Genomic DNA, 21,311 nt, shown 5'->3' on the forward strand with positions numbered 1-21,311 from the left:
CAAGTGATCGAACCGGGCATACCGTGAGAACCACATGATTTCGCCCCACTTTCCCTCACCTCCTCCAAAACCCCCGACGGTCACCACCGAACACCCTGGAGAATTAAAATCATCATTCGCCATTTATCGAATCGATGAAAAAGCGACTCGATGCTTTCTTGGGAACCGGGGTACGGTGCCTTCATGTCCGTGACCATCACCCCTCTTTCGCCGGAGGAAGTCCCTCACCTCATCGCCTCCGTGGCCTCGTTGTTCGTCGAGGACGGAGGGCGATACGACGCCTTCATGGCCACCGAATGGCCCTCGGAAGAGGGCGAGTCCTACTACCGGGATCTGGTACGGGACGAGGACGCGCTGTGTCTGTTGGCCCGTGACGAGGTGGTGGTGGGTCACCTCGTGGGCCGGATCCGGCGCGGGAACCCGCTGCGACCGACTGCGCGGACAGCGGTTCTGGAGAGCATGCGGGTGGCCACCGGCCGGCGCCGCGCCGGAGTGGGGACGGCCCTGGTGAACGCGTTCACCGCGTGGGCACGACACCACTCCGCGAACGAACTGAGCGTGTCCGCGTACGCCGCCAACCCCATGGCGATCGCCTTCTACCGAGCCCGGGGCTTCGAGCTCTTCGAGGTGACATCGCGCCACCCGCTCCCCGTCGAATGACGCGCCGGTTCCCGATGCCGCTTCCGAGAAGCTCGCGTTCTCCACCGGGAAGAAGACGGGGAGACCGGTCGGGACTCCCCGGCCGGTGCCACGCCCGGAAAAGGACGGTGCTCGCCCAGGGCTTGTCCGGTCGATCATGTGACTACTTCATGTCCGGGTCGTTGATGTGGACATGGGGCGGGGTGATCCGAGTGATGCCGAGTGGGAACGGCTGCGGCCGTTCCTGCCGGTCAACAACAGGCGTTGTGGCCGCTGGCGGGACCACCGGCAGGTGATCGACGGGATTCCGCACCGGGTGCGAACGGGTGTTCAGTGGCGTGACCTGCCTGAACGGTTCGGTCCGTGGAAGACGGTCTACGAACGGCACCGACTGTGGTCCGGTGACGGGACCTGGGAGCGTCTGCTTCAGCAGGTCCGGGCCGCGGCGGACGTGGCCGGCGAAATCGACTGGGACGTATCGGTCGACTCCACCATCGTGCGGGCGCATCAGCACGCCGCCGGCGCCCGCATCGACCCGCCGCCCATCCCCGCTTCAAAGGGGGCCGAGGGCCCAGAACACCAGGGCGAAACCGCGTGGCAGAACCTCCACGCCCGGCTGATGAAAGTGGTGCGGGAGGTGAGGGCCCGGGCCGCTCGCGCGGCGGGTTGACCACCAAGCTGCACTTGAGCGCGGACGGCCGTTGCCGCCCGTTGTCTCTGATCGTCACACCGGGGCAGCGCGCGGACTGCACGCAGCTCGAGCCCGTGCCGGAGAAGATCCGCGTCCTCGGGCGGGGCCCGGGCCGGCCCCGCAAGAAACCCGACAGCGTCGCGGCGGACAAGGCATACAGCAACGGGCCTTGCCGCGAGTACCTGCGACGACGCGGCATCCGGCACACCATCCCGGAGAAGACCGACAACCAGGCCGCCCGCCTGCGCAAAGGTTCACGCGGCGGACGGCCACCCGGCTTCGACGAAGAGCGCCACAAGAAACGCAACACCGTCGAGCGAGCGATCAACCGGCTCAAACAACACCGAGCCGTCGCGACCAGATACGACAAGCGCGGTTACGTCTTCCTCGGCACCGCAACAGCCGCAGCCCTCACCATCCGGCTCCGAACACGAGCGACCGGACAAGGCAGCCCGTCGGCCGTCCGGCCCGACTCGTTACCCCAGGCGCTTGACCTCAAGTCAAGTTGAGTTTCTACGTTCTTCCCATGACCACTTCGAGCAGCACCTCAGCCCCCTTCGCCCCCTCCCACGACGACGCCGGCCTCATCGCCCAGCCCATCGGATACTGGGCCAACGCGGCCGGCCAGGCCGTCGTCCAGAACATCCGGACCGCGCTCGGCGTCCTCGGCCTGACCCAGCCCGCCTGGTGGGTCCTGCACCACCTCAGCGAGCGCCCGAAGGGCTGGGGCCGCGCGGAGCTGACCGAATTCCTCAGCTACTACCCGGGCCCCGACGATGATCTGCCCGGCGACATCGACAGCCTCGTCGCCCGGGGCCTGGTCTCCCAGGACGAGGACGGGCACCTGCTGCGGACCGAGTCGGGCGCGGAGCTGTACTCCCGTGCGGCGGTGCGGCAGTCGGAGCTGCGCCGCCAGGTACACGAGGGCATTCCGGACGAAGAGTACGCCCGCACCCTCAAGGTCCTCCAGCGCATGATCCACAACGTGAAGGGTGACGCGTGGCACCACTGATCCGGGCGGGCGGCCCGGTTCACCGCTCGCGCCGCCCGGCTCCCCGGACCGGTGCCTGTCCAGCATGATCCGCCGGACAGGCCCTAGCCGGTGGTAGCGGGGCGGAAGACGCAGACCTGCGTGCCGGTGGAGGCCACCGTGTGGGAGACCAGCCGCAGGTGCCGGGCCACGCCGTCCTCCGGGAACATCCGCTTGCCGCCACCGAGCAGCACCGGCGAGATCATCAGCCGGTACTCGTCCACCAGACCGTTCTCCACCAGGGAGCGGGCCAGGACCGAGCTGCCCATCACGTGCATGTCGCCCTCCCCCGAGGCGCGCAGGTCGGCGACGGCCCCCAGCACGTTGTCGGCGGGCAGGAGGGTGGAGTTGTTCCACGTCATGTCGGCCTCGGTGAGGGTGGTGGAGGCGACGTACTTGGTGATCGCGTTCATGTGATCGGCGAACGGGTCCGTCCCGGCGCGCTCCGGCCAGGCCGCCGCCATCGTCTGCCAGGTGCGCCGCCCGAACAGCAGGGCGCGGGTCTCCTTCATCGCCTCGTCGATGGCGCCGCCCATCACCTCGACATCGAAATACGGCATCGACCAACCGCCGTGGGCGAACCCGCCCTCGGTGTCCTCCCCCGGCCCGCCCGGGGCCTGCACCACACCATCCAAACTCATGAAGTCACTCAGCACGATACGCATGGGCCGCCTCCCGGGCGCCGGTTCCGTACGACCACCGCGCGGACGGGACGACGCCGAACGACACGGACGGTGGTCGTCCGTGTACGTGGGAACGATACGGAGCGGCACTGATATTCATGGCGGGACACGGGCACCGGCCGGCGTGACCCCGGCACCGATCGACGCCCCGTCGAACCGCCTCCGGCTCGCCCCCGCCCCTTCGATCGGCACCCGCCCGGGGGCGACAGGGCACCACCGGAGTGCCCACGCCACGCCGAACCGGGCCGGGCTCCGCGCGTGATCACAAGGGAGGCGGGGTCACCAGGGGATGACGCCGTCGTCCTCGAAGAACGAGCCGGTCGGGCCGCCGTCGGGCAACGTGGCCAGCCGGATCGCCGTGGCGGCGCCCTGCTCGGGGGTGCGGGGGCCCTGGAAGCCGGTGAAATCGGTCGCGACCAGGCCCGGGCAGGCGGCGTTGATCAGGATGTTCGTGCCGGTGAACTGCCGGGCGTACTGCACGGTGACGGCGTTGAGGAAGGATTTCGACGGCGCGTAGGCGGCCATGACGGGGCCGACCTCGATGGTCGGGTCCGCCTGCCGGGTCAGGGAGGCGACGGAACTGGAGACATTGACGATGCGGGGCGACGCCGAGCGCCGCAGCAGCGGCAGCATCGCGTTGGTCACCCGGATGACACCGATGACGTTGGTCTCCACGACCGTGCGCACCAGGTCGGGGTCGAGGGTGGTCGGGTCCTGCGTCCACCCCGGCCCCGTGTCCCCGGAGATGCCGGCGTTGTTGACCAGGACGTCCACACGCCCGGCCCGCCGTTCGATCAGTGCCGCGGCATCGGCGACGCTCCGGTCCTCCGTCACCTCCAGCGGCACCCCGAAGGCGTCCACCCCGGCGGCGCGCAACTTCTCGACGGCGGATTCGCGCCGGGCCCCGTCACGGGCCCCCACCGCCACGCGGTACCCGAGGGCGCCCAACCCGCTCGCGATCTCGTATCCGATTCCCTTGTTCGCGCCGGTCACCAGCGCGATCCTCGTTTCGCTCATGCCGCCGATCGTCGCCCCAGGACGAACGGCGCGGCCAACACCGATCCGGCGCTCCTTGATACCCACCGGGTATCACCGGGTTACGCTGGGACGGTGGACACGCTGGAGACCCGCGAGCTGAGGTACTTCCTGGCGGTCGCCGAGGAACTGCACTTCGGCCGTGCCGCCGAGCGCCTCGGCATGGCCCAGCCCCCGCTGTCCCGGGCGATTCAGCGGCTCGAGCGGCGCCTCGGTGTCCGTCTGCTGGACCGGGACCGTCGCGGCGTCTGCCTGACCGACGCCGGAGAGGTGTTGCTGCACGAGGGCCGCGCGGCCCTCGACGCGACCATCGCCGCCGCTCGCCGTGCCCGTCGCGCCGGTGGCGCCGACGATCCGGAGGGCTCCCGCAATCGCCTGGTGCTGGCGGTGAAGGCCGCCGGGTCCCACGAGTTGTTGCGGAAGCTTCTCCACGCCCACGCGGCCGAGCCCGACGCCGCCGATGTCGAGGTGCTGCCGAGCGGAACGTGCGATCAGGAGGAGATGCTGCGTGACGGCCGCGCCGATGTGGCGCTCATGCACACACCGTTCAACTCCCTCGCCGGATTCGACAGTGAGGAGTTGCTGACCGAGGGACAGATCGCAGTCCTGCCCGCCGGGCACCCCCTCGCCGCCCACGAGGCCCTGTCCCTGGCCGACGTGGGCGACATCCCCGACCTTCCGCTCGCCCGCTGGTCCCGTCACGGCACCTATCCGCCCGGTCCGGGTCCCGAGATCCACGACCAGACGCAACTGGCCCAACTGATCGCCCTCGGACGCACCGTGGCCGTCTTTCCCGACTCCGCCCGCGCCTGGCTGTGGGCGGAGCACACCGCCGTGCCCCTGACCGACGCGCCACCCGTGGTCACCCACATCGTCTGGCCCGCGCACAGCCGCTCCCTTGCCCTCGCCGGGCTGATCCGCACGGCCACGCGGATGTGATCCGCTCCCGCCCCCGGCGCCGGCCCGGGGCGCGACGGGGCCGGGACGCGACGAGGCCGGGGCGCAAAGTCCCTACGCCGCCCGGGCGATCTGGAGGAGGTTGCCGCAGGTGTCGTCGAGGACGGCCACGGTGACGTTCCCCATCGTCACCGGCTCCTGGACGAACCGCACGCCCAAGGCGCGCAGTCGCTCGTACTCGGCGTGGACGTCGTCCACCGCGAAGGAGGTCACCGGGATGCCGTCGCGGACCAGCGCCTCCCGGTACGGTCCGACCGCCGGGTGTCCGGCGGGTTCCAGCACCAGTTCGGTGCCGTCGGGGTCCTCCGGGGAGACCACGGTCAGCCAGCGGTCCCCGCCGAGGGGGACCTCGGTCTTCTTCACGAAGCCCAGCACCTCGGTGTAGAAGCGCAGCGCCTTGTCCTGGTCGTCGACGTACACGCTCGACAGGTGGATTCTCATGCCCCGGTCTCCGGTCTCTCGGGTGCGAGCCATCGGGTGACGATGTGCCGCAGGGGGTCGGTGTTGAGGTCGTGGAACTTGTAACGGCCCTCGCGACGGGTGCGGACCAGGTCGGCGGCCTCCAGCACCGCGAGGTGCTGGCTGACCGCCTGGCGCGAGGAACCGAGGCCGTGGCGGACGGTGAGTCGGGAGCAGATCTCGAAGAGGGTCTGACCATCGCGTTCGGCCAACTCGTCGAGGATCGTCCGGCGGGTGGGATCGGCCAGGGCCTTGAACAGATCGTCCGACACGACACCAGCATAGGCAAGTTTTCACTTGCCTATCAAGTGGGGTTGAGAGGCGAGAGAGGGCCGGTGGGCAGGGCGCCGTCGTCCGGGGTGACCGCGTCCTCGCGGATCCACCGAGGCGGACACGTGATGTGGTCCCCGACGGAGCGGGGCAGGGGTCAACCCGGTCCGTCGCCGATGTGGCGGTAGATGTCGCCGTTGGCGTTGACGCCCCACACGGTGCCGTCGGCAGCGGCGGCCGATGTCGGTCAGGGCGCCGGGCACGCGAATCCACGGGTTCGCGCCGTTACCGCTGTAACGATAGATGTTCCCCACCCGCAGCGACTCGGCGAAGTCGTCCCATGTGGCGAAGCCCTCCGGGGGCGGCGAAAGGATCCGATACGGAAGCCCCCGCTACCGAATCAGTGGAAGGCAGGACCGACATGCCTCGGCCATCCGGGGCGAAACGTTCCAACGGCACGTTCGCCAACACGGATCGGATCGCCGGGTCGAGCGCAAGGCCCGGTCATTCGCGGGTGCCGGAACCGCGTGGGTAAACGCGCGAGAAGGAAACATCCACTTACTCGGTGTCCTTGGGATGCCGGGTCGCCGCGTAAACCAGGATCACGGTCGAGGTTTCGGTGCTCACCAGATATCGAACACGTCCTCCACTCGTCACTTCGAACTCCCATTGTTCCAGCTCGGAACCCTTCCACTCCCGAGTTGCATGTTTTCCCCGCAGTCGGTGCTGCCGATTCCAATTCGTACCCGACTGCGGATCCGCACGAAGCGCCTCCAGACAGCGATGCGCGTTGGGAAGAGCCACTCGGCACAGCTCTTCCCACCCGTGGACCGCATCCGTGGTACCGAAGACCACATTCCACCCACTGAGGGGAGGAACGCTGACACGGTCTCCCTTTTTCGGGCTCACACGCTCACCTCGACCTGTCCGAGATCATCACCCGGCAGGGGAAGGCGGGATTCCCTCAGCTGTTCGGGGTCGGCGTTGATACGGGCCGTAGCACGCCAGGAGACAACGGCTCGATGCACCGCCTCCCCTGTTCCCAGTTCCGCGGCATCCGAGAGTGCTTCTATCAATTCCACCGTGAAGGACCGGACCTCCTCTTCATCCAGATGACGCACCCAGGGGAAAACCTCGGGCAACGCCAGAAGAAGGGTTCGGGCCCCATCATCCTGCTTCATCAGGGCGAGGAAGAGGCGAGAAGCCGTGGTCAGGTTCTCCTCGGTGAGGTCCGCCTGCGCAGCTGTCGTAAGCACCATGTCCGGGGCATCCCGGTGGGTGATACGCAAACGCCCCAGGGCGGCAGCCTTCGCCGCGACGGTCCGAGGGTTTCGGGACAGGTCGGTGAAGGAGACGGAGTCCGAGCCGGCTTCGGCGTGCGTGGTACCCATACTCAGATCGTAGTCGGACCACGGTCTGATTTCCATCGGGTGACGTCCCCGAAGACCACGGTCGTCATACGCCGCCCCTCCCCCAACAACACCCTGCGTCAACGGGCGAGGAACCCCGCTCCCGAGGAACGGGAAGTCCCGAGCGGAGCTTTCCACGCACACTCCCCCGCCGCGCCCCCGGTCAGTCGGCGTCGGCGGGGCGGAAGACGCAGACCTGCGTGCCGGTGGAGGCCACCGTGTGGGAGACCAGCCGCAGGTGCCGGGCCACGCCGTCCTCCGGGAACATCCGCTTGCCGCCACCGAGCAGCACCGGCGAGATCATCAGCCGGTACTCGTCCACCAGACCGTTCTCCACCAGGGAGCGGGCCAGGACCGAGCTGCCCATCACGTGCATGTCGCCCTCCCCCGAGGCGCGCAGGTCGGCGACGGCCCCCAGCACGTTGTCGGCGGGCAGGAGGGTGGAGTTGTTCCACGTCATGTCGGCCTCGGTGAGGGTGGTGGAGGCGACGTACTTGGTGATCGCGTTCATGTGATCGGCGAACGGGTCCGTCCCGGCGCGCTCCGGCCAGGCCGCCGCCATCGTCTGCCAGGTGCGCCGCCCGAACAGCAGGGCGCGGGTCTCCTTCATCGCCTCGTCGATGGCGCCGCCCATCACCTCGACATCGAAATACGGCATCGACCAACCGCCGTGGGCGAACCCGCCCTCGGTGTCCTCCCCCGGCCCGCCCGGGGCCTGCACCACACCATCCAAACTCATGAAGTCACTCAGCACGATACGCATGGGCCGCCTCCTCAAGGCGTTGTCGGACGCGACCACGGGCACACCCACCCACCGCGAACGGCCGGCGACGTGTCCTGGTCGTCCACATCTCCTCGGAGAGTAGGGAACGCCTCTGACAATCCGTCCGCTCCGACGTGCCACCGGGCGGACGCCGAACCCGTCCGGATGAACCCACCGCTCATCCCCCGCCGTGTGGGGCCTCCGTCCAGCCGTCCGTCCCGAGTGGATAGATGTACGCCGGGCGGCCCCGGGCACCACTGGTGCGGAACGGCTCGCCGGCGTCGTCGACGCGCACCGTGCCGTGACGGTCACCGACGACCCACTCCAACTCCAGGTACCACCGCACGTCGTGGTCGTCCGTGCGGGCGGTGACATACAGCACCAGGGGATCACTCCCGCTCACCTTGTGGGGAAAGGCGTGGAGGTCGGAGCCGGGTGTGGCCACGGGACGTCCCGCGTCGAGGTCCACCTCCAGCGGATGAGTCGGGACGTTGCCACCGCAGCCCACTCCCATGGCGTAGTCGTTCCACGGCAGCGGGGGCCCCTTGGCGACGAGACGCACGTGGAGGTCCCGCAGGATCACCGTCCCCTCACCAACTCCCTGGACGGTGAGCTCCACGAACTGCTCCCCCGCGGTCACCGCCCCGGAAGCCGCCACCCAGGCGGGGGCGTCCTGCTCGAAGGGCGGCGGGGGCACCTCGTCCGGCGGACGGTTCAGGAGGTAGTGCCGGCTGCACGGGTCCGGGAAGGCGTGGGGGCGGGTGGAGACGCGCAACGGGACGGAATCGCCCGGCGAAGCCGGGTCGGTCCCGGCCCTCTCCCCGGTCTCCTCCGGTGCCCGGGGAGGCGGGAGCGTTCCCGCGTCCGCCGGATCGTCTGGACCGGCCGCGTCATCGGCGGCGTCATCGGCCGCGTCGATTCCCCCGGTCCCGTCCGGAGCGTTCGGGGAAGGGGGCGCCTCCGGGCCGTGCGGGACCCCGGCATCGTCGGTGACCGCCGTCCCCTCCCGTTCCTCCTCCCCCACGATCGCCGTCGTCTCCCGCTGCCGGCCGTCGTCGTTCCCCCCGATCTGTGCCCGGGTGAGAAGGACGGCCATCACGGCGACCAGAACCACCGCGACACCGGCGAGCAAAGCCCTGCGGCGGGTGGGACGGGAGCGGACCCCGCCGACGCGACCGGGCGGGAAGGGGCCGGAAACGGTGGGGCCCTCCCCGGACAGACGCGCCGACCCGGGTTCCGGGTCGGGCGCGGGCGGCGGCGCCTCCGGGGCCGAAGCGGGTTCCGGTCCCGGCACCGATGCGGACGGGGCCGACGTGTCGGGTTCGGTACCGCCCTCCCCTTCCGACACCTCCGGGGGCCCGGGCGGGACCTTCCGTCCCCGCTGTTCGTCCGCCGCCTCCCACCGCAGCCGCAACTCCCGTAACTCCCCCGGCGTCGCCCGGCACGCGCGGGCGAAACGCTCCACCGACCCGTACTCCATCGGCACCGCCTCGCCGTTGCAGTACCGGTGCAGGGTGGACGTGCTGGTGTGCAACTTCCTGGCGAGCACCCCGTAGCTCGAACCGGAGCGTTCCTTCACCTCTCGCAGCAGCGCCGCGAACTCCTCCGCCTCCCGGGACATCCCGTGACTCCCCCTCTGCCGGCCGTCGACGTGCCGGCGCGCGTCCGGCCGCCGCCCCCGTCGGTACGGACACCGACCATGAAACCACCTCGCCCGGTTCCCTTCCGGCCAACCCGGCGGCGTGGCCGGAAGGGAACCGCTCCGTCCCGGGTGGAACGGTGTCCGCGCAGGTGGGAGGGGGGTGGAATGTTCCGGCGTCCCGTGGGTGCCGTTCCACGTGGCGGTCCTCGCCCCGGGACGGGCAGCGTGAGGGACATGCCGAGGGAAACACCCCGGCACCGGTCCTCGGCCCCGAGCCGAGGCCCTCACCGCCCGACGAGAGAAGACGCACCCATGTCACGCAATCGCACCCTGTCCCGTGGCCTCGTGGCCGCCGGTCTGGCCGCCGGCTCGCTCGCCCTGGCCGCCTGCCAGTCCGGCTCGGATGTCTCCTCGGGGGGCGCCACTGCCGTCGACCGACCCGCGACGGTGGTCGAGGAGAGCCCGGTGGAGGACACCACGTCCGGGGAGGCCGCCGCGGAGGACACTCCGGCCGAGGGCGCCGCCTCCGACAGCGGGGCACCCGCCGCGGGGGCCACGAAGCCGCCGGCCGGGACCCCGGCGGGCGAGCCGGCGGAGGGCACCGACGCCGGGGAGGCCGCACCGGCCCCCGCCCCGCAGGGGGACGGTCCGTCGGCCGTCCCCGCCGGCGACCGCCGGGCGAAGGGGAACGAGGACGGCTCCCGCGCCGGGAAGGGCATTCCCGTCCTGTCGGCGTGCACCCCCTCGACCACCGACCTCACCGTGGCGCCCGTGTCCCGGCCGATCAACCACCTGCTGCTGACGGTGACCAACACCGGCAACACGACCTGCGCCCCCTATAACCACCCGTACCTGCGCTTCGACCAGGGGCAGTCCGTGATGCAGGTCGTGCGGTCCAGCGTCCCGCAGGCGGTGGTGGTCCTCGAGCCGGGCGAGTCCGCGTACGCGGGCATCAGGACCTCCTCGGCGGACGACGGCGAGGTGACGCCCGTCGAAGGGCTCGAGGTCTTCCTCACCGACCGGAACGGCCGGACGGTCGGGAACCCCGTCACCCTGCCCGTGCCGGCGGGGACGGCGGAGGGGGCCTCCGCCGCCGTCACGTACTGGCAGAGCGACCGGGCCGACGCCCTGATGTGGTGACGCGCCGGTGAGCGGTGCGAGGTGCCCCGGGCGGATGGCCGTCCCCACCACGGGGGTGGGGACGGGCATCGCCGGCCCGGGGCAAGCCGCCGGTGGGGGCGGCGAAAGTCTTTATGTCGCCCGGGCGATCCGGAGGAGGTTGCCGCAGGTGTCGTCGAGGACGGCCACGGTGACGTTCCCCATCGTCACCGGCTCCCGGACGAACCGCACGCCCAAGGCGCGCAGTCGCTCGTACTCGGCGTGGACGTCGTCCACCGCGAAGGAGGTCACCGGGATGCCGTCGCGCATCAGCGCCTCCCGGTACGGGCCGACCGCCGGGCGCCGGTACCAACTCGGTGCCGGCACGAGGAGCCGGGGCCGAGGCCGTGGCGAACGGTGAGCCGGGAGCAGATCTCGAAGAGGGCCCGACCGTCGCGTTCGGTCAGCTCGCCGAGGATCGTCCGGCGGGTGGGATCGGCCAGGGCCTTGAACAGATCGTCCGACACGACATCAGCATGGGCAGGCATTCGCCTGCCCATCGGGTGGGGGTCAGAGGCGGGAGAGGACCGATGGGCAGGGCGCCGCCCTCCGGGGTGACCGCGTCCTCGCGGATCCACCGACGCGGCCACGTGCGTGCCCGGACGCTTCGCGCGTCCGGGCACGTGATGCGGACCCCGGCGGAGCGGGGCAGGGGTCAGCCCTGTCCGTCGCCGATGTAGCGGTAGATGTTGCCGTTGGAGTTGACGCCCCACACGGTGCCGTCGGCGGCGGCGCCGATGTCGGTCAAGGCACCGGGAATGCGAATCCACGGGTCCGCGTCGTTACCGCTGTAACGATAGATGTTCCCCGCCGAGTTCACCCCCCACACATTCGTCCGCGAACCCGCCGAGATCCGCGTCAGAGCACCCGAGATCTGCGTCCAGTTCGTCGAACCCCGATCCCCCGAGTACCGATAGATGTTCCCGTTGGAGTTGACCCCCCACGCCGTACCGTCGGCAGCGGCCCCGATATCCGTCAACCCACCCGAAACCTGAGCCCACGGACTCCCATCGTTACCGCTGTAACGATAGATGTTCCCCGCCGAGTTCACCCCCCACACATTCGTCCGCGAACCCGCCGAGATCCGCGTCAGACCGCCCGAGATCTGCGTCCAGTTCGTCGAACCCCGATCCCCCGAGTACCGATAGATGTTGCCGTTGGAGTTGACGCCCCACACCGTACCGTCGGCAGCGGCCCCGATATCCGTCAACCCACCCGAAACCTGAGCCCACGGACTCCCATCGTTACCGCTGTAACGATAGATGTTCCCCGCCGAGTTCACCCCCCACACATTCGTCCGCGAACCTGCCGAGATGGCGGTGAGGGACCCCTGGATCTGCACCCAGTCGACCATGTCACGTTCCCCTTTCGACACGGAACACTGCACCCCATTTCTGATCCGGGAGGAGAACACCAAACGAACCAGCCGAACAGCCCGGTGAAAGAAGGACGGGAAAGCGATGTTTGATATGGCGCCCCTGCCTCATCGAGCCCCGGAGTGCACGGCCGACACAACGCGGTTGGCCTGAAGCGACATGACCCACACGAGGGAAGGGAGATCATCGAGTTGACGCCCTCGACGCGCTCTCCCCCGGGAATTCGTGCCCGTACGGCCCGCCGACGAGCCCACCACGGAAACCCGGATGCGAGGACCGGCCACGGCACGTCAGGCTCGGTTCATGACCTCGACGCCGTGGACACCGCCCGTCTGGTATCCGGGTGAACTCGACACCGCCGGACCGGAACACCTCGATCCGGGGTTCGTCACCGGCTTCGACCGCAAGCAGGGGTACCCGGACCCGGCGGAGGACCTGGCCGCCCTGCGGGCCGCGGGTGTCGGCCCGGACGCCACGGTGATCGACCTCGGGGCCGGCACCGGTCGCTTCGCGTTCGCCGCCGCGCGGGAGTTCGGCCGGGTGGTGGCGGTGGACGTCTCCCCCGCCATGGTCGCCCACCTGCGGGAACGCACCGCCGGAGACGCCGAGCGGAGCGGTGGGACCGGCGGGCGCGTGCCGATCGTCGTACGGGGCGGGTTCCTGTCGTACCGGCACGAGGGGCCGCAGGCCGACGCCGTTCACACCCGGCACGCCCTGCACCAACTGCCGGACGCCTGGAAGGCCGTCGCGCTCACCCGGATCGCGGGGATGCTGCGGCCCGGCGGGATCCTGCGCCTGCGGGACCTGATCCTCGACTTCCGCCCGGCGGAGGCGGAGGAGCGGCTGAACGCCTGGCTCGCCGAGGCCCCCGACCCGGAGACCGACCCCGGCGTGGACCCGACGGCCCGCTACGTCCGGGCCGACTACATCGAGCACCTGCGCAGCGAGCACAGCACCTTCCGGTACCTGCAGGAGGCGATGCTGGACGACGCCGGGTTCGAGATCCTGGACGCGGACTTCCCGCACCCGGTGTTCGGCGCCTACACCTGTCGGCGACGCTGACCGCCCCGGCACGGCGGCACGGCAGATGCCGGCAGCGGTGGGGCCGGGGGCCCGATGTGCCGGCCCCGGAAGAGGGGCCGGCGGGGACGGCGATGGGCGCCGGCCCGACGGGGCGGGCCGGGGGCCCCCGGCCTCCGGCCGGGCAGAGAAAGCCGGAGGAAGAAGCCGGCGAGGAAGGCGAGGACGAGCAGCGCGAGAAGGCCGAGCCCGTACAGCGGGGCGGGGAGTGGGGCGCCGTGGTTCACGCGGCCAGTCCCCACTGGAGTTCGAACCACACGCACTTCTCACCGGGGCCGGGCACCGGCCCCTCGCCGAACGATGTCCCGGGGGCGTGCGCGGAGTTGTGCGCGGCGGCGTGCCAACTGATGCCCCAGGCGTGCGCGAGCAGACCGAACAGGGCCATGCCCCGGCCGTGTTCGGTCTCCGGATCGGGGTGCTGCCACACGGGCAGCGCCTCCGGTGCCGCGTCCACCACGGCGACCACAACTCGATGTTCGAGCAGGACGGTCCGCACGAGGATCCGCGAGGTGGCGGTGTGCCGGTAGACGTTGGTGACGGCCTCGCTGACGAGTAGTTTCGCCGTCTCCGCCACCTCCTCCCACCCCTCCCGACCCAGCACCTCCGCCACGTGGTTGCGCGCCAGTCGCGGCGCCTCGGCCGCGCTGGGTACGCACAATCGGTGCTCCCGCCCCGCGTCGGACGGCTCCACGGTCACGTCACCCGCGTCGAGAACGGCGATCGTCATGTCCTGACTCCTCTGCGCTCGTTGACCCCATCGACAGCCGAGAGCTCCCCACCGTGGCTCGGCCACGCCCCACCGACGCGGCTGCACTGCGGATTCACCGAAGTACTCTCGGTCACGTGCGAGCACCATAGGGGGCACTAGTACCCCGGGGCAACCGTTCCCCTACGCTCGGTCACGGAGAGGAAGGGGAGGTGAGCCCTCCCGGCGGGCACACTTCCGTCAGGACAGCCGAAGGAGCATCGGATGCCACCCAGGGATCGCCCCACCGCCAGGGAAGCCCGTTTGGGCTCTGAGCTGCGCAAACTCAGAGAGCAGGCGAACCGCACCGCCACTGATGCTGCGACTCACCTGGGGATCGACCGAGCCAAGATTTCGAACATCGAAGCGGGGTATCGCGGTATCAGCCCGGAGCGCCTCCGCAACCTGGCTGCCTTCTACAGGTGCGATGACCAAGCGCTGCTCGACGCCCTGTGCGCCATCGCCCGGGAACAACGGGGTCGGCACTGGTGGGATTCCATGCGGGAAAGTGTTCCGCAGGACGCTCTGGACCTCGCGGAGATGGAGCACCATGCCCGACATCTCCATGCGGTAAACATGTTGTTGATTCCGGGAATCATCCAGACTCCGGAATACGCCCGCGCCATCTTTGAAACTCGAACACCTCCTTTCACACCCGCGGAAATTGAGGCGCGAGTGAAGTTTCGCACGAGCCGGAGGAGGGTTTTCGAGAAGCAACATCCCCCGATTTATGAAATCATCATCCATGAAGCGGCATTGCGCATAAGGTACGGCGGTCGCCGGGTTCACGAAAAACAACTTCTCCGACTCACCGCCCCGGAACCCGCCCTTCCGGTCACACTTCGCGTAATCCCTTTCGATCTTGAGAATGTTCCCGGGCATGCACAATCTTTCCTCTTCACTGAGGGTCCGGTTCCACAATTGAACAGCGTGCAAGTCGATACACCGTTCGGCGGAGTAATCGTCCACGAAGCGGAAGAAGTGGAAAACTACAGGGCAGTATTGGGCGACGTGAGACGAAACAGCCTACCCCCGGAAGAGTCGCGAAAGCTGGTCCAAAAAATCATCGAAGAAATATAAGAAGGGCTCATGAGCAACCATCACACCTGGCAGAAGTCATCATTCTCCAGCACCGGAACGGAGTGCGTGGAGATCTCCTCCCGAGAAGCTGGAATTCTCATACGTGAAAGCGACAGGGAGGGTGAAATCCTGAATACTACACCAGAAAGATTCGATGCACTCATATATGCCATCAAGCATGACATCATCAAATTTGGCCGACCATGGAAATAATGTCGATAGCATTCGACACGTGAAGGATGAACTCATGACCTGGCAGAAGTCTTCCTTCTCCACCAACGGGGCGGAGTGTCTCGAAATACGCCACTCCCCTACCGGAATTCAATTCCGAGAAAGCGTTTCACCTGAAAATTTACATACCGTTGACCCGGCCAGGTTGCGCTCACTGATCCACTACCTCAAGTGTTCCGTTGAGGAGCACAAGTGAATCACTCCGATTGGCAGAAGTCATCATTTTCCACGGATGGCAATGAATGCATAGAGGTGGCTCGGACACCCGAAGCGGTGTTGATACGGGAGAGCGAGGTGCCGGGGCGGGTGCTGGCCACGACGCCGGCGCGGCTGCGCGGGCTGATCACGGCCCTCAAGGCGGAAGACCCGTCGACTCCGCCCGGGGTCTGAGCTCCCGTCTCGGGAAAACCGATTGACCGCCCCGGGATGCTGAGGGGCATGGTCGATCGCCTGTTCTCCGAACGGAAACTCGCCGAGCTGTACGACGTGCTCTACCCCTGGAACTGCTCCCCGGACGACGCCTTCTACCTCGACCTCGTCATGGAGGCGTCCTCGGTCCTCGACGTGGGATGCGGCACCGGGCTGTTGCTGCGTCGGGCCCGCAAGGTCGGCCACACCGGCCGGCTGCGCGGGCTCGACCCGGCCGCCGCCATGCTGGACGTGGGTCGTGCCGCCGGCGACACGACCGGCGCCGGGGTGGAGTGGGTGCTCGGCGACCTCACGACCGTCCCCCACGACCGGGAGTTCGACCTGGTCGTCATGACCGGTCACGCCTTCCAGGTCTTCCTCACCGACGACGAGGTGCGCGCCGCCCTCACCGCCGTCCGGGCCGCCCTCGTGGACGGCGGCCGGTTCGCCTTCGAGACCCGCAACCCGGCCGCCCGCGCGTGGGAACGCTGGACGCCCGACCACCCCCGCGAGGTCGTGGACCCGAGCGGCTTCCGGGCGCGGTGCGAACACCGGGTGGAGGGCCCCGTCGAGGGAGAGCTGGTGAGCTTCACGACCACCTTCACCGCCGATTCCCTCGACGGCCCGGAGACCAGCCGCAGCACCCTCCGGTTCCTCGACGCCGACGCCCTCACCCGGTTCCTGGAGGAGGCCGGCCTGACCGTCGAGGCTCGCTACGGCTGGTGGGACCGTTCCCCGCTCACCGCCGAGAGCCCCGAGATCATCGTCATCGCCCGCCGGGCGTGAGCAGCACCGGCGTCACGGTGCCCCACAGGGCGACAGCTCCGGCCCGGGGCCCCACCCGATGAAACCGCGCGGAGACCGGGGCACGTCCCCGACCGGTACGGCGTGCGTCGTCCCTCTCAACGATCCCACGGGGAGGAATCGGGAATGCCGGACACCTCGTACGAGCAGCCCAACGCCCTGGTGCTGTTGCTCATCATCATCGCCGGGGTGTTGATGGCGGCCGTGTTGGTCGGTTACGCCGTCGGCGCCGCCACGAGGCATCATCGGCGGGAGGGCGGCATGGTCCTCCCGATGCGGTGCTGGGCGGCGGTCGCCGCAGCCATCACGGCACTGGTTCAGGTCTGGGGAACCCTGCACCTGATCCAGGACAGCAGCCAGGTGACCCACGTCTGTCAGCAGGCCGTCGGTCCCGAGCACGCCGCGAACATCACCCGGTACGAGGTCTCTTATGTGCCGCCCGGCCTCCACTGCCATGTCCCCGGGGTCGGGCCCTTCGAAGCGGTGACGCCCGGCTATGTCGTTCCTCTGCTGGTGATCTCGACGTTCATCGCCGTGACTCTGCTGATCTTCTCCGTCGCCGAGGCACGAACGTCCCCCACCATCCCCGACCCCAACGCGAAAAGCAGAAGCGACAGCCGGTTCGGGCCTGCCAGGATGGCCGGGCCCCGAGACCCCCGGCAAAGCGATGAAGGGACCGACGAGACCGTGGCCCGTGCCGTGAAGTTGATCCGCGCCAGCACCCTGTCCGATGTCGCCGAGTACGCCTACGCCGCCACCGCGCCGCCCGAAGCCCGGCTCGTCTTCCTCGCCGGTGCCTGTCCGCTCAACGAGGACGGCTCGACGGCCGCCATCGGGGACTACACCGGGCAGGCCGCGAAGGCCGTGGAGAACATGCGGGTCGCGCTGGAGGCCGCCGGCGCCTCGTTGGAGGACGTCATCAGCACCCGGGTGCTCGTCGCCTCCAACCGGCAGGAGGACCTGGTCGCCGCCTGGGAGGTCGTGCGGGACGCCTTCGGTGACCACGACGTGCCCAGCACCCTGATGGGCGTCACCGTCCTCGGCTACGACGACCAGCTCGTGGAGATCGAGGGCATCGCCGCTGTCCTCGACTCCTGAACCCCCGTCCTCGGGGGCGGTGTCGTCAGTCGAGGAGTGCCCGGAGCCACCGGGCCTCGTGACGTGCGGTCCACTCGGCGTCGTTCCACCACACGTCCCCGTGGCCCTCCCGCCACAGGCGGGTCCACGGCTGCTCACCGATGGCGGCGCGCTCCCGCAGGAAGTCGTGCATGGAACGGGATCGGCGGGCCAACAGGGGAACCAGCGTGCGGCGTTCGGTCTCGTCGAAGCCGTAGGAGTCGATCAGGGTTCGCAAACGGCGGTCGGGGCCCGTACCCCGCTCACGCAATGCCGCGTTGGCGGAGAGCGGGACGAAGCCGTGCGCGGCGTAGGCGAGATCCCACAGGCGGGTGCCGGGGGCTGCGGCGTCCCAGTCGATGAACGTCCAGGCCGCGTCGCCATCGGCCACGAGGTTCCACGGCGCGAGGTCGTGGTGGGCGATGATCTCCGGTTCGCCCTCGGCGGGGATGAGCCGCTGCCAGCGAGCGTCGGGCGGGGGCGTGAAGTCACGCACGGCCTCGTGGAAGGCGCGGATGAGGCGTCCGACCCGGGCCAGGCGCTCCGTCGGATCGAGGAGGGCGAACCGGTCGGGCCACACGGGCTCCCCCGGCGCGAAGGTCAACACCTCGCGACCCCGCTCGTCGATGCCCAGCGGGCGTGGCGCTCCGGTGAAGCCGGCGGCGTGCAGGTGGTGGAGAAGGGCGTGCACGGCCGGTGTCCACGGCCCGGCGGGACGGCGGACGGTGTCCCCGACGCGCACCACACCCGCGCTGACGTTCCCGCCGGTGAGCGGCACCTCCGGGGGGTCACTCCGTGACATGCCGCCCAGTCTGGTCGGCGGTGGGCCGTCGGCGCGACGAATTTTCGGGGCGGGGTGGGGAGGTTGACGGTGGACGTGCCGAGTTCCGCCCCTGGACAAGGATGCCGCCGTCCGATCACCGAAAAACGGCTGTCCCCCACACATGGGCGACTTCTACGCTGCCCGGATGCTTACGGACGACCCCGACGGCGAACCGATCGTGGAGGTGGGGAACCTCGACACCCCCTCGGCCACCCTCATCCTCTCCCGGCCCGTGCGTCCTTTCGACGATGAGCCCGTACTCGACTTCCTGATCACCGCCCGGGGCGAGTGGGGTCGGGTGGAGACACCGGTCCGCGTCTGGATCGGGGATGGCCCCGGTGAATTCCTCTTCTCTCTCGCCGAGGACTTCCGGGGTTGGAAGGGCACCCGCACGTGGGAGGCGCTGGACCACTCGCTGAGCGTCTCGGCGGAACACCGCTCCCTGGGTCGCGTCCACCTGACGTGGACACTCTCCGGAACGGACATCGAGTGTCCGTGGGACTTCTCCTGCACCACCGTTCACGCGGCCGGCGAGGACATGCGTCACCTGGCCGCCGATATTCGCGAGTTCCTCCGGGTAACGGCCGAGTAACCAATCACCGCCCAGAAGCGACCACTGCGTCCCACTTCTCAGATGGCGAAGCAACCACAACCGTTGACGAGAAGAGTTCCCAAGAGAGTCCGGGCCCCCCCGACCTCAGCCATCAAGTAAATAACCCTCTCTCGGGAGGCCTTCCCGAGCTATCGCTTATTATTTTCCGTCGAGGGAATTAAAGTCCTCGCCGAGCGTGCCCCGGATCTACACCAGGCTCTCCAACACTGCCGGGCCAAGAGGCTGCCGCGCCTGGTGCTGGACAGCGTCTTGATACCTTACGACAAGGTGGCTGAGACGTGGGAGAACGGCAACGAACGGTAGCGTTCAGGGCAAGGCTCGCCGGCTTACCGGTGAATTTTCATTCCCTCACCACCCCGAGGGCCTCTCACCCGGGCCTCTGCTCACAGAGAGGCGAGGAGGTAGAACACCGGATATTCAGCCGCATCAGTCCCCCAGGATGGCAAGATAGCCTCGCCGGCGAATTACACGCCAAATGACTTCGATCACAAGATTGGCGGCTTCTCTCACTTCCGGACTGGCAGCCGAAATCTCGTTGACCTCTTCAATCAGATCGTACAACTGGGGAACATTGAAAATTGTATCCCCGTAAGGGTCGACATAGCGGAGCAGCCCACCCTCTCCGGACTCGGCCAGCACGAGAGAAAATTTTTCACTCACTTCCGAGCCGGCATACTCCCGCTTGTGAATTTGATTTTCAAGATATACGGCGCAACCCACGAAACCTCCCTCTGGTCGGGAACTGTCATTCGATTAGGGAATGGGATGCACAGTGATCACTCCGCCCCATTCATCCTGAACCACCCGGTACCTTTTCGTGGGAAGCGCCCCGGAGTCCCTGGACGTACTTCCCATGATTTCGAACCACTCCGCACCTCGCCCCCATCTACTATTTTCATTGGGGCCATTCACGGGATGGAAATTCGAATGCTCAACCAAAGCGTCAAGATCAACCCCTTCCTTGAAGGTGCTTTTGTCGCTGGTATTTTCTGACCCCCCTGACATGTGACGCCGACGTACATAATCTTCACCTTCATCTGTCAACCCCGCCGGATAGGGAGCGAGTCCGAGGGGGTCGGCCCGGGTGTGGGGGCGGGGCCGGGGGGTGGCCCCAGAGGGTGGTGGCCAGGGATGTGGTGTGGCCGGTGTGGTCCCAGGTGGTGACGGTATCGGTCCCGGCCCCGTCGTGCGCGGTGTGGTGTTCCTCGATGAAGGTGGTGTCGTGCCAGGTGAACCGCACCGTCTCCGCGATGCGGCCGTCTGTGTGGTGGCGGTGTTTGGCGACGCGCCTGCCGAAGGAGTCGTAGGTATACGTCCATCGGGTGCCGTCGGGAGTGCGGGTCTCGACCAGACGGTCGTGGGCGTCCCAGGTGTAGTGCCAGGTGCCAGGTGCCAGGTGTCGGGGGTGCGGGAGATGCGGGTGACGGTGCGACGGATCACTCGCCCCGCCGCGTCGTAGGCGTAGCGGCCACGCCGGTGTCCATGACCCAGCGGGGCGACACACGAAGTCCTCGCCGCACAGCACACCCGCACTGACGTTCCCGCAAGCAAGCGAGTATTCCGACGGATCGCTCTGCGATGTGCCGATCTGCCTGGCCGGCGACAGGCCCACCAGTGCGACCCGGGGGTGGAGTGAGGAAAAGAGCGGTGCTGATGCTACTCCGCTTTCCTGCTCATCATCCACAGTCGTTCACCACGATGGGCCCATACACAGGGGTCTTTGGCATCTACCCGCGTGAAGAAGTGGTGCTTGCCGGAATCTTGTAAGCGGCCGCGATGCTCTCATCGAAGATTACGAGCAAGGAATCAGGCATGTATGTGAAACCTGCGCCCTCGGCCTCACCTAGCGCAAAGACTAGACTCGACCCATCGGAGAAATCGAAATTGTAGGACCAAGGCATCTCCGGACATCCCTCATTGGGAATATGCCAAGCGATCTTGATGCCCGTGATCGGCACGCCCAAAAAATTCCTCCAATCAGCATGACCGCTCACATCGATTGGATCCCCGGGTAGATCGGTGCTTGATTCTTCAGGGTGCCTGAATTCAATCGCCACTCCTTCATTGAAGCCATCCATTGCCCAGGACAGCACCAGCACAGCCCCACTCTCCATGCTGAGTTCAATGGCCATGTCGACTTCGTGAGCACGATCTTCCCTATGCCCCTCGGGCCACTCCTCTCCTTGCGGCACCACGTAACGAACTGTTCTCACGACTTCACCCGAGACAGCCTCTCGAAGTTCAGCGATACCAGCACCGTCATGGGCCAAGACGTCCCACGGGTTGATTACCAACATTT

The 21,311-nt window shown here is 68.2% G+C and carries 25 protein-coding genes and 3 pseudogenes; 13 read left to right on the plus strand and 15 right to left on the minus strand.

All coding sequences use genetic code 11. The features are described 5' to 3' along the window. The first annotated feature begins 183 nt into the window (after positions 1–183). The 3 genes and pseudogenes from LZF96_RS10800 to LZF96_RS10810 all read left to right on the plus strand — a co-directional run bounded on the left by LZF96_RS10800 (position 184) and on the right by LZF96_RS10810 (position 2,342). Positions 184–660 carry a GNAT family N-acetyltransferase gene (locus LZF96_RS10800; RefSeq protein WP_233869449.1) on the plus strand — a complete coding sequence of 159 codons (477 nt, stop codon included), beginning with the start codon at positions 184–186 and terminating at the stop codon, positions 658–660. Between the two features lie 172 nt (positions 661–832). Beyond that, a pseudogene (locus LZF96_RS10805) lies at positions 833–1,839 on the plus strand (IS5 family transposase). Positions 1,840–1,856: 17 nt separating this feature from the next. Continuing rightward, a complete protein-coding gene (locus LZF96_RS10810; protein WP_233869451.1) occupies positions 1,857–2,342 on the plus strand; it encodes a MarR family winged helix-turn-helix transcriptional regulator in 486 nt (161 codons plus the stop codon). A gap of 83 nt (positions 2,343–2,425) precedes the next feature. Here LZF96_RS10810 and LZF96_RS10815 read toward each other — a convergent pair whose 3' ends face one another. After that, positions 2,426–3,025, minus strand: a complete 600-nt coding sequence (locus LZF96_RS10815) for a dihydrofolate reductase family protein (RefSeq protein WP_233869455.1) — start codon at positions 3,023–3,025, stop codon at positions 2,426–2,428. Positions 3,026–3,322: 297 nt separating this feature from the next. Beyond that, a complete protein-coding gene (locus LZF96_RS10820; protein ID WP_233869458.1) occupies positions 3,323–4,060 on the minus strand; it encodes an SDR family oxidoreductase in 738 nt (245 codons plus the stop codon). Between the two features lie 93 nt (positions 4,061–4,153). Here LZF96_RS10820 and LZF96_RS10825 point away from each other — a divergent pair, with 93 nt between their 5' ends. Beyond that, on the plus strand, positions 4,154–5,017 hold the full coding sequence (locus tag LZF96_RS10825; protein ID WP_233869462.1) for a LysR family transcriptional regulator: 864 nt from the start codon (positions 4,154–4,156) through the stop codon (positions 5,015–5,017). Positions 5,018–5,089: 72 nt separating this feature from the next. Here the strand turns inward: LZF96_RS10825 and LZF96_RS10830 are convergent, their stop codons facing one another. From LZF96_RS10830 to LZF96_RS10850, 5 genes are all read right to left on the minus strand, one after another. Further along, a complete protein-coding gene (locus LZF96_RS10830) occupies positions 5,090–5,476 on the minus strand; it encodes a VOC family protein (RefSeq protein ID WP_233869464.1) in 387 nt (128 codons plus the stop codon). Further along, positions 5,473–5,766 (minus strand): helix-turn-helix transcriptional regulator, encoded by a 294-nt coding sequence (locus LZF96_RS10835; RefSeq protein WP_233869466.1) that lies wholly within the window; start codon positions 5,764–5,766, stop codon positions 5,473–5,475. The genes LZF96_RS10830 and LZF96_RS10835 overlap by 4 nt, the downstream gene beginning before the upstream one ends. A gap of 903 nt (positions 5,767–6,669) precedes the next feature. Then, positions 6,670–7,155, minus strand: coding sequence for a prevent-host-death family protein (locus LZF96_RS10840; RefSeq protein WP_233869469.1), 486 nt, complete (start codon positions 7,153–7,155; stop codon positions 6,670–6,672). 181 nt (positions 7,156–7,336) lie between these two features. Continuing rightward, positions 7,337–7,936: a dihydrofolate reductase family protein gene (locus LZF96_RS10845; RefSeq protein ID WP_233869472.1), complete on the minus strand. Its 600-nt coding sequence runs from the start codon at positions 7,934–7,936 to the stop codon at positions 7,337–7,339. 178 nt (positions 7,937–8,114) lie between these two features. Beyond that, positions 8,115–9,557 (minus strand): helix-turn-helix transcriptional regulator, encoded by a 1,443-nt coding sequence (locus tag LZF96_RS10850; protein ID WP_233869475.1) that lies wholly within the window; start codon positions 9,555–9,557, stop codon positions 8,115–8,117. A 333-nt stretch (positions 9,558–9,890) separates the two neighbouring features. Between LZF96_RS10850 and LZF96_RS10855 the strand changes: the two genes are divergently transcribed. After that, entirely contained in the window at positions 9,891–10,718 is an 828-nt protein-coding gene (locus tag LZF96_RS10855) for a DUF4232 domain-containing protein (RefSeq protein ID WP_233869478.1), read from the plus strand. Between the two features lie 111 nt (positions 10,719–10,829). Here the strand turns inward: LZF96_RS10855 and LZF96_RS10860 are convergent. The 3 genes and pseudogenes from LZF96_RS10860 to LZF96_RS10870 form a co-directional block, all read right to left on the minus strand. Next, a pseudogene (locus tag LZF96_RS10860) lies at positions 10,830–11,036 on the minus strand (VOC family protein); the annotation flags it as partial. 38 nt (positions 11,037–11,074) lie between these two features. Continuing rightward, positions 11,075–11,203: pseudogene (locus LZF96_RS10865) on the minus strand (winged helix-turn-helix domain-containing protein); the annotation flags it as partial. Positions 11,204–11,391: 188 nt separating this feature from the next. Continuing rightward, entirely contained in the window at positions 11,392–12,090 is a 699-nt protein-coding gene (locus tag LZF96_RS10870) for a tectonin domain-containing protein (protein WP_233869481.1), read from the minus strand. A gap of 325 nt (positions 12,091–12,415) precedes the next feature. Between LZF96_RS10870 and LZF96_RS10875 the strand changes: the two genes are divergently transcribed. Beyond that, positions 12,416–13,174, plus strand: a complete 759-nt coding sequence (locus LZF96_RS10875) for a class I SAM-dependent methyltransferase (protein WP_233869484.1) — start codon at positions 12,416–12,418, stop codon at positions 13,172–13,174. Positions 13,175–13,415: 241 nt separating this feature from the next. On the opposite strand, the gene LZF96_RS10880 is transcribed toward LZF96_RS10875, so the two are convergent. Beyond that, the gene (locus tag LZF96_RS10880; protein ID WP_233869487.1) at positions 13,416–13,919 is read right to left on the minus strand and encodes an ATP-binding protein; all 504 of its coding nucleotides are present in this window, start codon (positions 13,917–13,919) and stop codon (positions 13,416–13,418) included. Positions 13,920–14,201: 282 nt separating this feature from the next. Here LZF96_RS10880 and LZF96_RS10885 point away from each other — a divergent pair, with 282 nt between their 5' ends. The 6 genes from LZF96_RS10885 (at position 14,202) to LZF96_RS10905 (ending at position 17,558) form a co-directional block, all read left to right on the plus strand. Continuing rightward, a complete protein-coding gene (locus LZF96_RS10885; protein WP_233869489.1) occupies positions 14,202–15,017 on the plus strand; it encodes a helix-turn-helix transcriptional regulator in 816 nt (271 codons plus the stop codon). Between the two features lie 9 nt (positions 15,018–15,026). After that, positions 15,027–15,230, plus strand: coding sequence for a DUF397 domain-containing protein (locus LZF96_RS10890; RefSeq protein ID WP_233869492.1), 204 nt, complete (start codon positions 15,027–15,029; stop codon positions 15,228–15,230). Between the two features lie 34 nt (positions 15,231–15,264). After that, positions 15,265–15,444: a DUF397 domain-containing protein gene (locus tag LZF96_RS27340; RefSeq protein ID WP_374203193.1), complete on the plus strand. Its 180-nt coding sequence runs from the start codon at positions 15,265–15,267 to the stop codon at positions 15,442–15,444. Beyond that, the gene (locus tag LZF96_RS10895) at positions 15,441–15,638 is read left to right on the plus strand and encodes a DUF397 domain-containing protein (protein ID WP_233869495.1); all 198 of its coding nucleotides are present in this window, start codon (positions 15,441–15,443) and stop codon (positions 15,636–15,638) included. Before LZF96_RS27340 ends, LZF96_RS10895 begins: the two co-directional genes overlap by 4 nt. A 48-nt stretch (positions 15,639–15,686) precedes the next feature. Next, positions 15,687–16,442 (plus strand): class I SAM-dependent methyltransferase, encoded by a 756-nt coding sequence (locus LZF96_RS10900; protein ID WP_233869498.1) that lies wholly within the window; start codon positions 15,687–15,689, stop codon positions 16,440–16,442. A 705-nt stretch (positions 16,443–17,147) separates the two neighbouring features. Then, on the plus strand, positions 17,148–17,558 hold the full coding sequence (locus tag LZF96_RS10905; RefSeq protein ID WP_233869692.1) for a RidA family protein: 411 nt from the start codon (positions 17,148–17,150) through the stop codon (positions 17,556–17,558). A 25-nt stretch (positions 17,559–17,583) separates the two neighbouring features. Here LZF96_RS10905 and LZF96_RS10910 read toward each other — a convergent pair whose 3' ends face one another. Beyond that, positions 17,584–18,378: a phosphotransferase gene (locus LZF96_RS10910; protein WP_233869501.1), complete on the minus strand. Its 795-nt coding sequence runs from the start codon at positions 18,376–18,378 to the stop codon at positions 17,584–17,586. Positions 18,379–18,544: 166 nt separating this feature from the next. Between LZF96_RS10910 and LZF96_RS10915 the strand changes: the two genes are divergently transcribed. Then, entirely contained in the window at positions 18,545–18,991 is a 447-nt protein-coding gene (locus LZF96_RS10915) for a DUF6228 family protein (protein WP_233869503.1), read from the plus strand. Between the two features lie 447 nt (positions 18,992–19,438). On the opposite strand, the gene LZF96_RS10925 is transcribed toward LZF96_RS10915, so the two are convergent. From LZF96_RS10925 to LZF96_RS10935, 3 genes are all read right to left on the minus strand, one after another. After that, entirely contained in the window at positions 19,439–19,732 is a 294-nt protein-coding gene (locus LZF96_RS10925) for a hypothetical protein (RefSeq protein ID WP_233869506.1), read from the minus strand. Positions 19,733–20,045: 313 nt separating this feature from the next. Then, positions 20,046–20,696 carry an RHS repeat domain-containing protein gene (locus LZF96_RS27000; protein WP_233869509.1) on the minus strand — a complete coding sequence of 217 codons (651 nt, stop codon included), beginning with the start codon at positions 20,694–20,696 and terminating at the stop codon, positions 20,046–20,048. A 43-nt stretch (positions 20,697–20,739) separates the two neighbouring features. Then, entirely contained in the window at positions 20,740–21,309 is a 570-nt protein-coding gene (locus tag LZF96_RS10935; RefSeq protein ID WP_233869512.1) for a hypothetical protein, read from the minus strand. Positions 21,310–21,311: the final 2 nt, after the last annotated feature.

Source organism: Streptomyces sp. ST2-7A (assembly GCF_021390475.1).
Lineage (GTDB): Bacteria > Actinomycetota > Actinomycetes > Streptomycetales > Streptomycetaceae > Streptomyces.

Coding starts and splice junctions, on each gene's coding strand:
- LZF96_RS10830 (WP_233869464.1), bottom strand. CDS start 5,476: ATGAGAATCCACCTGTCGAGCGTGTACGTCGACGACCAGGACAAGGCG.
- LZF96_RS10810 (WP_233869451.1), top strand. CDS start 1,857: ATGACCACTTCGAGCAGCACCTCAGCCCCCTTCGCCCCCTCCCACGAC.
- LZF96_RS10850 (WP_233869475.1), bottom strand. CDS start 9,557: ATGTCCCGGGAGGCGGAGGAGTTCGCGGCGCTGCTGCGAGAGGTGAAG.
- LZF96_RS10870 (WP_233869481.1), bottom strand. CDS start 12,090: ATGGTCGACTGGGTGCAGATCCAGGGGTCCCTCACCGCCATCTCGGCA.
- LZF96_RS10820 (WP_233869458.1), bottom strand. CDS start 4,060: ATGAGCGAAACGAGGATCGCGCTGGTGACCGGCGCGAACAAGGGAATC.
- LZF96_RS10815 (WP_233869455.1), bottom strand. CDS start 3,025: ATGCGTATCGTGCTGAGTGACTTCATGAGTTTGGATGGTGTGGTGCAG.
- LZF96_RS10855 (WP_233869478.1), top strand. CDS start 9,891: ATGTCACGCAATCGCACCCTGTCCCGTGGCCTCGTGGCCGCCGGTCTG.
- LZF96_RS10890 (WP_233869492.1), top strand. CDS start 15,027: ATGAGCAACCATCACACCTGGCAGAAGTCATCATTCTCCAGCACCGGA.
- LZF96_RS10840 (WP_233869469.1), bottom strand. CDS start 7,155: ATGGGTACCACGCACGCCGAAGCCGGCTCGGACTCCGTCTCCTTCACC.
- LZF96_RS10845 (WP_233869472.1), bottom strand. CDS start 7,936: ATGCGTATCGTGCTGAGTGACTTCATGAGTTTGGATGGTGTGGTGCAG.
- LZF96_RS10875 (WP_233869484.1), top strand. CDS start 12,416: ATGACCTCGACGCCGTGGACACCGCCCGTCTGGTATCCGGGTGAACTC.
- LZF96_RS10800 (WP_233869449.1), top strand. CDS start 184: ATGTCCGTGACCATCACCCCTCTTTCGCCGGAGGAAGTCCCTCACCTC.
- LZF96_RS10900 (WP_233869498.1), top strand. CDS start 15,687: ATGGTCGATCGCCTGTTCTCCGAACGGAAACTCGCCGAGCTGTACGAC.
- LZF96_RS10880 (WP_233869487.1), bottom strand. CDS start 13,919: ATGACGATCGCCGTTCTCGACGCGGGTGACGTGACCGTGGAGCCGTCC.
- LZF96_RS10915 (WP_233869503.1), top strand. CDS start 18,545: ATGCTTACGGACGACCCCGACGGCGAACCGATCGTGGAGGTGGGGAAC.
- LZF96_RS10935 (WP_233869512.1), bottom strand. CDS start 21,309: ATGTTGGTAATCAACCCGTGGGACGTCTTGGCCCATGACGGTGCTGGT.
- LZF96_RS27340 (WP_374203193.1), top strand. CDS start 15,265: ATGACCTGGCAGAAGTCTTCCTTCTCCACCAACGGGGCGGAGTGTCTC.
- LZF96_RS10910 (WP_233869501.1), bottom strand. CDS start 18,378: ATGTCACGGAGTGACCCCCCGGAGGTGCCGCTCACCGGCGGGAACGTC.